The 11,540-nt window shown below is 68.2% G+C and carries 13 protein-coding genes; 6 read left to right on the top strand and 7 right to left on the bottom strand.

Annotated elements, in window-relative coordinates:
• Positions 1–90: 90 nt before the first annotated feature.
• The 5 genes from ACWCPQ_RS34640 to ACWCPQ_RS34620 form a co-directional block, all read right to left on the bottom strand.
• A complete protein-coding gene (locus tag ACWCPQ_RS34640; protein ID WP_449907288.1) occupies positions 91–1,314 on the bottom strand; it encodes an FAD-dependent monooxygenase in 1,224 nt (407 codons plus the stop codon).
• Positions 1,311–1,454 carry a hypothetical protein gene (locus tag ACWCPQ_RS34635; protein WP_449907285.1) on the bottom strand — a complete coding sequence of 48 codons (144 nt, stop codon included), beginning with the start codon at positions 1,452–1,454 and terminating at the stop codon, positions 1,311–1,313. Before ACWCPQ_RS34635 ends, ACWCPQ_RS34640 begins: the two co-directional genes overlap by 4 nt.
• A gap of 260 nt (positions 1,455–1,714) precedes the next feature.
• A complete protein-coding gene (locus ACWCPQ_RS34630) occupies positions 1,715–2,176 on the bottom strand; it encodes a phage tail protein (RefSeq protein WP_449907282.1) in 462 nt (153 codons plus the stop codon).
• Between the two features lie 82 nt (positions 2,177–2,258).
• Complete coding sequence (locus ACWCPQ_RS34625; RefSeq protein ID WP_449907279.1) at positions 2,259–2,576, bottom strand: hypothetical protein; 318 nt, start codon at positions 2,574–2,576, stop codon at positions 2,259–2,261.
• A gap of 94 nt (positions 2,577–2,670) precedes the next feature.
• Positions 2,671–3,252, bottom strand: coding sequence for a hemerythrin domain-containing protein (locus ACWCPQ_RS34620; RefSeq protein WP_449907276.1), 582 nt, complete (start codon positions 3,250–3,252; stop codon positions 2,671–2,673).
• Between the two features lie 341 nt (positions 3,253–3,593).
• Between ACWCPQ_RS34620 and ACWCPQ_RS34615 the strand changes: the two genes are divergently transcribed.
• Both ACWCPQ_RS34615 and ACWCPQ_RS34610 read left to right on the top strand, forming a co-directional pair.
• Positions 3,594–3,992, top strand: a complete 399-nt coding sequence (locus ACWCPQ_RS34615) for an FAD-dependent oxidoreductase (protein WP_449907273.1) — start codon at positions 3,594–3,596, stop codon at positions 3,990–3,992.
• Complete coding sequence (locus tag ACWCPQ_RS34610; protein WP_449907271.1) at positions 3,895–4,923, top strand: FAD-dependent oxidoreductase; 1,029 nt, start codon at positions 3,895–3,897, stop codon at positions 4,921–4,923. The genes ACWCPQ_RS34615 and ACWCPQ_RS34610 overlap by 98 nt, the downstream gene beginning before the upstream one ends.
• Here the strand turns inward: ACWCPQ_RS34610 and ACWCPQ_RS34605 are convergent.
• Positions 4,817–6,109 (bottom strand): MFS transporter, encoded by a 1,293-nt coding sequence (locus ACWCPQ_RS34605; protein ID WP_449907268.1) that lies wholly within the window; start codon positions 6,107–6,109, stop codon positions 4,817–4,819. The genes ACWCPQ_RS34610 and ACWCPQ_RS34605 overlap by 107 nt on opposite strands.
• A gap of 124 nt (positions 6,110–6,233) precedes the next feature.
• Between ACWCPQ_RS34605 and ACWCPQ_RS34600 the strand changes: the two genes are divergently transcribed.
• Complete coding sequence (locus ACWCPQ_RS34600) at positions 6,234–7,040, top strand: NmrA family NAD(P)-binding protein (RefSeq protein ID WP_449907265.1); 807 nt, start codon at positions 6,234–6,236, stop codon at positions 7,038–7,040.
• A 220-nt stretch (positions 7,041–7,260) separates the two neighbouring features.
• Here ACWCPQ_RS34600 and ACWCPQ_RS34595 read toward each other — a convergent pair whose 3' ends face one another.
• On the bottom strand, positions 7,261–8,658 hold the full coding sequence (locus ACWCPQ_RS34595) for a flavin monoamine oxidase family protein (RefSeq protein ID WP_449907262.1): 1,398 nt from the start codon (positions 8,656–8,658) through the stop codon (positions 7,261–7,263).
• 331 nt (positions 8,659–8,989) lie between these two features.
• Between ACWCPQ_RS34595 and ACWCPQ_RS34590 the strand changes: the two genes are divergently transcribed.
• The 3 genes from ACWCPQ_RS34590 to ACWCPQ_RS34580 all read left to right on the top strand — a co-directional run bounded on the left by ACWCPQ_RS34590 (position 8,990) and on the right by ACWCPQ_RS34580 (position 11,453).
• The gene (locus tag ACWCPQ_RS34590) at positions 8,990–9,469 is read left to right on the top strand and encodes a MarR family winged helix-turn-helix transcriptional regulator (protein WP_449907258.1); all 480 of its coding nucleotides are present in this window, start codon (positions 8,990–8,992) and stop codon (positions 9,467–9,469) included.
• Between the two features lie 73 nt (positions 9,470–9,542).
• On the top strand, positions 9,543–10,979 hold the full coding sequence (locus ACWCPQ_RS34585) for a DHA2 family efflux MFS transporter permease subunit (protein WP_449907255.1): 1,437 nt from the start codon (positions 9,543–9,545) through the stop codon (positions 10,977–10,979).
• A gap of 51 nt (positions 10,980–11,030) precedes the next feature.
• Positions 11,031–11,453, top strand: a complete 423-nt coding sequence (locus ACWCPQ_RS34580; RefSeq protein ID WP_449907253.1) for a PPOX class F420-dependent oxidoreductase — start codon at positions 11,031–11,033, stop codon at positions 11,451–11,453.
• Positions 11,454–11,540: the final 87 nt, after the last annotated feature.

Here is an 11,540-nt window from a genome sequence, read left to right as displayed (position 1 = left end):
TGGTCCTCGGTCAATTCATGCCTACGTGCCACCACGACCACACATCAAATCAAACCGGCACCTCAACCGCCCAGACTTTGAGGACACTCTCTAGGACGCGGCCGACGAGGTGACCGGCGGCCCGGCCGGGGCCCGGGAGTCCGGCGCGTCGGCGTAGTCGGGCAGTTCGACGCCGTTGATCGCGCGTTCGATCAGCTCGGCGAACCATACTTCGGTGAAATCGAGGCCGGGTTCGGTATCGGGCCCGGGGATATCGCGACTGCGGGCGTGCAAGCGGCCGATCTCCTGGTTGGCCACGACGAACGAGCGCATCCGGGCCTCGTAGCCGGCGAACCCGGCCGCCGGGTCCCAATCGGCGGCGGCCAGTTCTCCGGCCAGCAGGTAGGCGCCGACCAGTGCGAGCCCGGTGCCCTGCCCCGACATCGGCGACGAGCTGAACGCGGCGTCTCCCAGCAGTCCCACCCGCCCGCACGACCAGCGATCCATCACCACCTGCGCCACCTGGTCGAGGTAGAAGTCCGGGGTGTCGTCCAGGTGCGCGAGGATTCGCGGGGTCCACCAACCCATTCCGGCCATCCGCTCACGCAGCAGCCGTTTCTGCGCTGCGACGTCGCGGTGGTCCACATCGAGGTCGGCGGCGGGAAAGGAGAACATGGCCATCGCCCGAGCGGCGTCCCGGACGGGCCGCAGACCGGCAGAGCGCCCGGCCTCCTGATGGTCGATCAGCCAGCGGTCGAGCCCGAACTCGTTGGGCACGCTGTAGAACGCGAGCACGTGCCCGAGGTGGTGGACGAACCGCTCACGTGGCCCGAAGACCATGCCGCGCAGCGCCGAATGCAGCCCGTCGGCCCCGACCACCAGGTCGAAGCGGCGCCGGTCGCCGCCCTCCAAGGTCACATCGACGCCGTCCGTGTCCTGCGTGAGTCCGGCTATGCGGTCACCGAAGATGTACTCCACACTTTCCCGCGTGTCGTCGTAGAGCACCCGGGACAGGTCGCCGCGCAAGATCTCGATCTCCGAGATGTACCCGTCGCCGCCGTCGTCGTCCGCGCGGAAGGTTTCCAGCACGTTCCCGTCCGCGTCGACGGTGTACGCGCCGGCGGTCTCGGTACGGGCGGCGCGCACGGCATCCGCCAGCCCCATCCGCCGGATGACCTCCTTGGTCACCCCGCGCGCGTCCACCGCTTGCCCACCGGGACGCAGTTCGGGGGCGCGCTCCATCACGGTCACCTCGGCCCCTCGCCGGTGCAGCCAATGGGCCAGCGCGGGCCCCGCGATGCTCGCCCCCGCCACCAACACCCGGGTGCCGCTCACTGCGCTACCTGCGCGTCGGTCCGGATCGTCTGCCCCGGTCCGGAGCCGTCCGCGATCGTCCGGGCGACCCGGATTCCGTTGTCCGCGTCGGCGGTTCTGCCGGCGAGCGACACCTGCGAGCCCGGTATCGACTTACGCATCCGAGTGCCTCCCTGTGTTCCTCCGGGCCGGGACAGTCCCAGTACGGCCCGCACCTGTGGGTCATCCAGAGGTATCGACGGGGGAGCCGCCCGGAATTCATCGGTGCGGGTTCCGGTCGGTGACAGGGCCGGGTGACGGCAGCTGCGGGTCGAACGAGCGCGAGGTCCTGCGGTGCGGAGGAAGTTTCGGGCGCACCCGTCGGCCACCTGAGGGCCGGTTGTTCGAATCCTGTGCCACCGCGGCAGTCGGGGGTCGGCGGTCAGTACTCGTTCTTGATGACGAAGTAGGAGCCACGGATGGTCCCCGCCAGCTTCGACTTCTGTCGGGCGAATTTGAAGGAGTCCAGTTCGGCGGGGATTTCCATTCCTTCGGAGAGTTTGAAGCCGACCGCGCGTTTACCGGCGCTGTCGACCGAATACATCACGTTGATCGATAGACCGCTTTCGTAGAACACATAAGAGAAACGAATGTCCTCCACTCGGAAATCCGTCGCCTCGAGTGGGCGGGAGCGGATAACGATGCCGCGTTCCGCGTCGAGAATCCGACTCACCCGGTCGATAGTCGTCTCCGCGTTTTTCGCGGGTTCGACGGTGAATACATGGCCGTACTTGTTCCGGAAGTACCGGGCTTCGTTCGCGCGTAGCCCGGCCAGTGCTTCGGCGACCGGAGACGATTCCAGCCCGGCGGTCGATACGGTATCGAAATCCACTGTGTACGGCATGACGAACTCCTCGGCGTGTGTAACCCTGCAGGGTTTCTGACGTGTTCGGAGAGCACTCGCCGGGCGGATCGGCCGACGCGACCTATGCTTGGATGACCTCTACGTGCACCAGCGCGTTGAACGAATCGCAGCTTGCCCAGGACTGGTTCTGACCATACTGCACCGGACCGTATTTCCAGTAGGTGAACGGAACGGGCCACGCAACGCAGGTGAGTTTCACCTGGTGCCAGGTGGGCAATTCGCAATTGGCCATTCCGCCGGTGTTGAAGACGTTGTAGACGTGACAGTTTGCCTGCCACACCGGAACGTCGGCCTGGGCCACGCCACCACCCGCGAGCACAGCGGCCGCGGTTGCGGTGACAACGGCGGCGCCGGCTGCAAGCCTTTTCGCAGATCGCATTTCGAACCTCCTGAATCGATGCTGTACGGAAAACATCGCATACGGCCCGCGGTTGTTACTCGACCTTTTGTACCGACGCGCAGCCGACCTCCGATCAGATGAAGTCCCGGGCCCGTTTCAGGGTTCCGACGCTCAACGATCCACGGGTCGTGCTCCGCAGTTTTTCCTCGGTGGCGCGGACGTAACCGGCGGGATCCTTGTCGACCGGTCTGACCCCGGCATAGTTATGTGCCTCGTAAGCGGCGAAGGCGACGGCGAGCTGATGGCGGCGGGGCAGCTTCGCCAGGCGGCGGAAGTCGGTGAGGCCTTCCCGTTCTTCCTCGGCCATATGGTCGCTGTTGGCAGTGTTCGCGGCGGCGACCGCGGCATACCAGTCTTCGGTGCCGACCCGGTGCCGGGCCACCTCGGCCACAGCATCCCTGATCTCGTTGTGGTCGTGTACCGCGTCGAGTGTCTCCGCCTCCACGCCGGCCGCCCGGCGCGCCGCGATTCCGACCTGCAGTAGCGCCGGATAGAAGATCTCCTCCTCCGCCTGCGCGTGCAGTTCCAGGAAGGCGGCCAGTCTGCCCCAGATCGCGGACAGCACAGCGGTATCGCCGCGATCTATCTGCTCCAGGATCGCGAAGAGCCGTCGCTGCTCGTGGTGGTCGTCGAGGATCAGGTCGGTGATGTCCACGGTTCCTCCCTGTTGCCGCACTCCGGGGTCGGTGCCGAACGCCGGGACCACTGGTTCGGGCCGATCGGCTGGTCCATCAGGAAGCCGACGATAACGCACCGCCGTGCCGGCGGACCGATGTCGCTCCGGCGAGCCGCGGATACGGTGTTCGCGTCGGAGGCCAGGTCGCAGCGGGTGCGGGTCGCTACCGGGGATCCGCACATTGCACGGGTGGCGGCGGTCGCGGCGCTGACATTTGTTCAAGACATGGAATGCCCTGGCCGACCAGGGTGGTGGTGTCGTGGATCGTGCCGCCCGACGGTCTCATCCGCGACTGCACCGCGAACCACTGAGGACATACCGTGCGAATTCTCATCTCCGGCGCCGGCATAGCCGGTCCCGTGCTCGCGTACTGGCTCGTCCGGCAGGGCTTTTCCGTCACGTTCGTCGAACGTGCACCGGGGCCGCGCAAGACCGGCGGCCACGCGGTCGACCTGTTCCGGCCGGCGATGGCCGTCTCAGCGAAAATGGGCCTGCTCTCGCGTATCGATGCGCGCACGACCGGCACGAGGCTGGCTCTCTTCCCAGAAGGGCGGCGTCGGGCCCGTGCGCGTGGATCTGTCCAGGATCTTCGGTGCCGCGCCCGACGGGCATGCCGAGATCATGCGCGACGATCTGAGCGAGATCTACTACGACGCCACCCGCGACGATGTCGAGTACCTGTTCGGCGACTCGATCACGGCGATCTCGCCGGAAGGTGAGGTGCTGTTCGAGAACGCCGTCCCGCGCCGTTTCGATCTGGTCGTCGGAGCGGACGGGTTGCATTCGACGGTGCGCCGGCTCGTCTTCGGTGACGAGTCCCGGTTCAGCACCGCCACCGGTGCCTACTTCGCGGTGCTCACGCTGCCCGGTATCTCCGGTGCCGACAGTGAACTCCGCATCCATGCCGGCGTCGGGCGCACCGCCGGAATGTACCGCGCGCGGCACCACGCCGACGCCCGCGCATTGTTCCTGTTCCGGAGCGAGCAGGTGCTCGACTTCCACCCGGACGATGTACCGCGTCGGAAAGACCTGTTGCGGGCAGCTTTCCGCCAGACCGGCTCCGAGGTGGGTCGCTGGCTGGACGCGCTGGACGACACCCCGGCCTTCTATTTCGATTCGATCACCCAGCTCCGCATGGACACCTGGTCGCGCGGACGGGTGACGCTGGTCGGTGACGCGGGCTATTGCCCCGGACCGGCCGTCGGCGGCAGTACGAGTCTCGCTGTTGTCGGCGCGTATGTGCCGGCCGGCGAGCTGGCCCGGGCGGGCGGCGATACCCGGCGGGCGTTTCCCGCCTACGAACGCGCGATGGCAGCACAGGTGCGGGCGAGTCACGCGGTCGCGCTGAGCGCGGCGAAATCCCTGATACCGGCCTCCCGACTCGGGGTCCGCGGCCTGGCCCAGGCCACCCGCCTGCTCTCCGTACTGCCCGCCGGGCTCAGCGGTGCCTTTCTGCGTCTCACCACCAAGAGCGCTCGCGTCCACAACGCCATGGCGGTCGGCGACTATCCGCTCCGGCCGGGACCGTCCACCCGGCCGGAGTTCATCCACCACCGACCAGAGGCGGGGCAGGGCGATGCGACGTCCGAGCGGACGGCGCCCACACGGTATGGATCCCCGCCGGACCGGCCCCCCGATCCGTGGCGATGATCATTGTGGCGCAACCGATTCCCGACAGCACCAGGCTCGTCCCGAACAGCGCCGGATAGCCGAGCAGTTCGCCGACCGTCCCCGCGGCGAACCCGGCGATTCCCTGGACCGTCACGACCGCGCAGGCCAGCAGGGTGTAGTCGCTGCCGGCGTGGTCGGGGTCGGAGGCGTCCATCATGAGGGTGAACACCGCGACGGTCGCGGCGCCGCCGAGGATGTGTTCGGCGAGGCTCGCGGTGACGATCAACTCGAATCCACCGATCCCGAGTGCCGAGAATAAGTAGAGGGCAAGGCTCGTGGTCTGCGTGATGCCGCCGACGAGCAGAGCGCGACGCCGACCGTACCGGTAACACAGCCAGCCGCCCAGCGCCGCGCCACCGAGGGCACCCGCAGAGGACAGAACGCCTTTGACCAGCGCTATCTGTCCGAGGGTGAGTCCGGTATCGGACATGTACGGACCGACCATCGCCGAGCCCATCGAATCGCCGAATTTGAAGCCGCCGATGAGCAGGATGAAAGCGATCATTCCCGGCCGTCGCAGGCGTTTCCACCATCCGAGCACCAGCCGCGCCGGGCTCGGTGATATTTTCCGCGGCGTGCTGCGGACCGGTGTCCGCGGTGACCACCACACCGGTATCGCGGTGGCCAGCAACAGGACCGACATGGCGACGAACAGGCTGCGCCACCCCGCCAGCGCGAACAGCCACAGGAGTGCGCCGCCACCGACGATCATGCCGATCCGGTAGGCGCCGACCTGGATGCCGTTGCCCAGGCCGCGCTGCCGAGGTCCGAGGAGTTGAACGGCGAGGCCGTCGGTGGCGATGTCCTGGGTGGCGGAGACCGCGTTGATCACCGCGATCCCCACCAGCAGCCAGCGCAGTGACGACGAGAGGTCCAGGCAGGCCAGCCCGAGCGTCACCGCCGAAGCGGTGAGCTGCAGGGTCAGCAGCCACTGCCGCCGGGTGCCGTAGTGGTCGATGTAGGGTGCCCACAGGAATTTCAGGGCCCACGGGGCGAACAGGATTCCGGTGGCACTGATCTGGATGAGCGAGAAACCCGATTCGCGCAGTACCACGGGTAGTGCCTGGGTGAAGAACCCGTAGGGCAGTCCCTGGGCGAAGTAGAGCGCGGTCAGCAGGACCAGAGTCCCGGCGGAGATCGTGCCGGGCGCGGCCGTGGTCCTCATATGGTCATCCTGGCAGATCGCCGGAGATCCGGCTGCCGGCGGTTCGAGTGGAAGCGCCGGCAGCCCGGCTATTGACCTCAATATTAGTTCAGGTCATAACCTTCGTGCCCGGAAGGGAGCAGTGATGACGATTTTGGTGACCGGGGCGACCGGGAACACCGGCAGGCATGTGGTTTCCGAACTCCTGAAAAGGGGTCGCGAAGTGCGGGCGCTGACCCGCGATCCGCGGCGGGCGGCGGCGCTGCTGCCCCCGGGTGCGGAGTTGGTGGAGGGTGCGCATACCGAGCCCGCAACACTGGACGCCGCGCTGGACGGGATCACCGGACTGCACATCACGGTGACGCCGAAAGTCGCCGAGACAGGGCCGGAGCTGGTTCGGCGCGCGGTAGCGGCCGGTGTCGAGCGGATCACGATCCTGTGGGGTGGTCATGTCGGTCCGGCGGAGTCGGCGGTCGAGCAGTCCGGTGTCGCGTGGACGCGGCTCGAACCGCAGGAGTTCATGTCCAACGCGCTCACCTGGGCCGAATCCATTCGCGTAGAGGGTGTGGTCCGGGAGCCGTTCGATCTGCCGAGCGCGGTGGTCCACGAGGGTGATCTGGGCGCGGTGGCGGCTGTCGCGCATACCGAGGACGGGCACGCGGGTCGCGCGTACAACCTGAACGGCCCCGAAGCGCTGACGACCGGGGCGCGGGTGGCACTGCTCGCCGAAGCCCTCGGACGCGATATCGCCTTCGAGCGGATCGGACGCGAGCGGGCGATCGAAAGATTTCTGCGCGAAGGGGTCTCATTGTCCGACGCCGAATACGTCGTGGGATGGCACGCCGATCCACCACGCGCGGCTCGGATCCCGGACGGCACTGTCGACCGGATTCTGGGCCGGCCCGCCCGGACGTTCGCCGATTGGTTGCGCGAACACCGCGGCCGGTTCTGAGAATTGAACGCCCGCTGGTCCCGGCCGGCTGTGCCGGATGGGACCGGCGAGGTCGGTCCCGTAGTCCGGTGCCGGGGCGGACTACAGGGCGTCGCCGGTCTTCCGGAGCTGTTCCAGCTGTCTGCGGCAGCCTTCGGGGGTTAGGCAAAGCTACTTGCCTATCCCCCGAGACGGGTGGTCGAGGGACTGCCGCGTCGGCCGGGCGTTGCGCGGTTGCCGGTCATCGGTGTGTCCCGGAACCGCCTCCGGGGGTTCCCGACGCGGCCACGATGTCCTCTACCAGCACTTCGTCCGCCGCTCGCTCGCCCGACCGCACTGCGCCGTCGACCCACCCGCACATGATCGCGGAGCTCTCGGTGCCGGCCCAGTGGATCCGGCCGCACGGCTCCCGCAGGGTGGGGCCGAACTGGGTGAGGACGCCGGTCGGTGCGTGGCTGAGCATGCCGCCGCCGGAATAGCGCTCGATGCTCCAGTCCTGTTCGACGAAGTCGACCGGGGTGCGGGCTCGGTCGCCGAACCGTTCCGCGAGGGCGTCGAGGATGGTCTGCCGCCGGTCCGCCGGATCGAGTTGTCCTATCCGGCGTGCGATAGGACCCTCCACGATGACGCAGAGGACGCCGGGGCGGCCGGTATCGGTGCAGGCGTCGATGGTGATGGTGGCCGGCGAGCCCGGAGCCACGGACTGGCCCGACAGACCGTCGTATCGCCAGAACGGTTCGTCGTAGACGGCGGAGATCTTGATGATGGCACCGCTGGGCATCCGCTGGTGCAGGAACGAACGGTCGACCGGCAACATCGGTTCGTAGCGGATCTGGCTCGCGACCGCCAAGGGGACGGCCACGATCACGCGGCGGGCGCGCACGGTCGTCTTACCGGAGAACACGCTGACCCCGTCGGCATCCTGCTGGATGCGCTTCACGGGCCGGGCGAGATGCACGGCGTCGCCGAGTTCGGCCGCTATCGGCCGGTAGACGGCACCCATCCCGCCCACCGGCCGGGAATCCTGGGCGCCGTCCTCGATGCCCAGGACGAAGCCGGGCCCGCCGCCCGACGCCATCTGGTACAGGGCGAACAGCAGCGATACCTCCGATGCCGCCGATGTGTAGGCACCGGCGATCGCGGTTTCGAGGAGTTCGTGGGCCGCTTTCGACACGACGTGGGTGTTCAGCCAATGCGCCAGGGTGATGCGATCCCAGCGGTCGGCCTGTTCGGCCGTCCACGGCGCCTCCAGCGGAACGGTTTTGCACAGATGGCCGAGATCGAGCAGGGCGGCGCCGAGGTTCATCGCGACCCACGGGCTCATCGACCACGGAATGGTGCCGGTGTAGCGGTGCTGCTTGCCCTCGACGACCATCATCGCCTCGCCGTCGGTGTACTGCTTGTAGCTCGGTACCCCGTAGTCCTGCATCAGGGATCGGATCCGGTCCTGACCGGGTCCGATCCAGGCCCCGCCGCGGTCGATCCAGGATCCGTCGGGCCGGGTTTCGGTGAAGGTCCGCCCACCCAGCCGGTCGCGGGCCTCCAGTAGCGTCACGCTGCGGCCCGACTGTTTCAGTCGCAGGGCCGCGGTCAGTCCGGCGAATCCCCCGCCCACCACGCAATAGTCGACGTCTGTCATCAGCGCCGCCTCGGGTCGAAGTATCGTGCGCGGCCGCCCTGTGGGCGGGCGCACCGGTCGGCGCACCACGAACGGGTGCGCACCCAGAAAGAACGGTTAGCGCTTCGAGCTGTATCGCAATTCTAGAGCCAGGAGCGGCCCGTGGCTTTCCGGGCCGGTGGTGCCCACCGCGGACCCGGGAGACCGTGTTCGGTCACCGGGAAGTCGACGAAGAGATCGATCCGGCGGGCCAGGGCGGTATCCGGTCTTGAACGAACCGCTCGCCGCCGGACGGTGGCTCGGACCGGGCCGGTTCGCCGTAGAAGATCTGCAACGGAACTATCATGGGGTCATGACTGCTATGGCCTCCGTCCGCGCCGAACCGGACCTGTCCTTCCTGCTCGACCGCACCAGCCACGTCCTGCGGACTCGGATGGCGGCGGCGCTGTCGGAGATCGGGCTGACCGCCCGGATGCACTGTGTGCTCGTCCATGCCCTGGAGGAGGAGCGCACCCAGGCGCAACTCGCGGCCCTCGGCGATATGGACAAGACCACGATGGTGGTCACCGTGGATGCGCTGGAGAAGGCCGGGCTGGCCGAGCGGCGTCCGTCCACGGCCGACCGCCGGGCTCGGATCATCGCGGTCACCGAGGAGGGGTGCAAGGTGGCCGAGCGCAGTCAGCGGATCGTCGACGGTGTGCACAGTGCGGCGCTCGAATCGCTGCCGGTCGCCGAGCGGGAAGTCCTGGTGCGGGCGCTGCGAAGGCTGACCGAGGGGCATCTCGCCGAGGCGGTTGAGGCGCCTTCGGCCGCGCGCCGCGCCCGGCAGTAGATCTCCAATAGATTGTCTATAACGAAACTATCTACTACAGTCTCTCCTGTCGGGTTCCGGACAGGAGAACACCATGAGCTACCCCGCACGTCTCGCCCTCGCCGTACTGTCGGCCGCTACCCTGATGACCGTCCTCGACGGGAGCATCGTCACGGTGGCACTCCCGGAAATCCAGCGTGACCTGGGATTCAGCGCCGCCGGACTGAGCTGGACGGTGAACGCGTACCTGATCGCCTTCGGCGGGCTACTGCTGCTGGGCGGTCGCCTGGGCGACCTCGTCGGCCGTCGCACGATCTTCCTGACCGGAAACGCGGTGTTCACCGCGGCATCGCTGATCGCCGGTGCGGCCACCACACCCGCGATGCTCATCGCGGCCCGCTTTCTCCAGGGCGTCGGGAGTGCCCTCGCATCCGCCGTCGCCCTGGGCATCCTGGTGACGCTGTTCAGCGACGACCGGCAGCGGAAAGTGGCGATCGGGGTGTTCAGCTTCACCGGCGCCGCCGGTGCCGCGATCGGACAGGTGCTGGGCGGAGTCCTGACCGATGCTTTCGGCTGGCACTGGATCTTCCTGATCAATGTGCCGATCGGCCTGGCCACGGTGGCCCTCGCGATCGTGGCGCTGCCGGCGGACCGGGCGAACGGCGCCGCCCGCCGGGCGGATCTGCCCGGTGCGGCGCTGGTCACCGTCGGACTGATGCTCGGTATCTACACCGTGGTCGAGATCGAGGACCACGGCTGGGCTTCGGGCCACACCCTCGGCCTCGGCGCCGTATCCCTGGCGCTGCTGGCCGTTTTCGTCCTACGGCAGTCCCGGATCGGCGATCCGCTGCTTCCGCTGCGGATCTTCCGGTCCCGCAATGTATCCGGGGCCAATCTGGTGCAGATGCTGACGGTTTCGGCGATGTTCGCCTTCCAGGTCCTGCTGGCGCTCTACCTGCAACGGGTGCTCGGATACGGGGCGCTGGAGACCGGTCTGGCCATGCTGCCCGCCGCCGTGGCGATCGGCGGAGTGTCACTGTTCGTCTCGGCCCGGCTCATCATCGGTTTCGGTGAACGCGCGGTGCTGATCGCCGGTCTGCTGCTCCTGCTGGCTGCGATGGTCAGGCTCGCCTGGTTGCCGACGCACGCGTCCTACCTCCCGGACCTGCTGCCGGTGATGGCATTGATCGCCGGATTCGGGCTGGTCCTTCCCGCGCTCACCGCCCTGGGCATGTCCGGCGCCGAGGCCGGCGATGCCGGACTCGTCTCCGGTTTGTTCAACACCACCCAGCAGATCGGGATGGCCCTCGGCGTCGCCGTCCTGACCACTCTCGCCGCGTCGCGCACCGGTGTCCTCCTCGACGCCGGGGCCTCCGCCGCCGACGCGCTGACCGGCGGCTACCGGGTCGCTTTCACCGTCGCGGCCGGGCTGCTGGTGGCCGCGCTGGGTGTCACGGTCGCGGTGCTCCGGCCCGTGGCTCCGGCCGGCCCGCCGGCGCGCGCACATGGCCGGGCCGTGCCGGCCGCCTGACCGCCACTCCGGCATTCCACGTAATCATCGGATACGAACGAAAGGTCCTTTGTGACTATCGAATTGAACGAAGAAGCCCGCCGCCTGCTCGACGGGAAGAACTTCGCCACCGTGGCGACCATCGAACCGGACGGGCGGCCGCAGACCTCGGTGGTCTGGATGGACCGGGAGGGCGATTCGATTCTGTTCTCCTCGACGACCGGTCGTCGTAAAGTCCGCAACCTGGCCCGCGATCCCCGGATCGGGCTCACCGTCTTCGATTCCGCCAACCCTTATCGCTCCGTCGACATCCAGGGCACCGCCGAATTGATCGAAGACCCCGAAAAGGCGCTGCCGCTGCGGCTTTCCCGGAAATACCTCGGGCAGGATCCACCGCCCGAGCCGGAGCACATCCGGCGCTTCGTCGTCCGGGTGACACCCGAGCGGATCACCGGCTTCTCCGTACCGGATCCCGGCGCGGACACCGAAGGCTGAGCGCCGGACCGCTTCGGGGCGTGGGGGGGGGGGGGGGGCGCCCGCCCCCGCCCGGCGGGGGGGCGCCCGGGGGGCGGGGCGGGCAAC

This window comes from Nocardia sp. NPDC001965, from assembly GCF_053594175.1.
The sequence above is the reverse complement of the archived record's forward strand: the minus strand, read 5'-3'. Positions and strand labels throughout refer to the sequence as shown.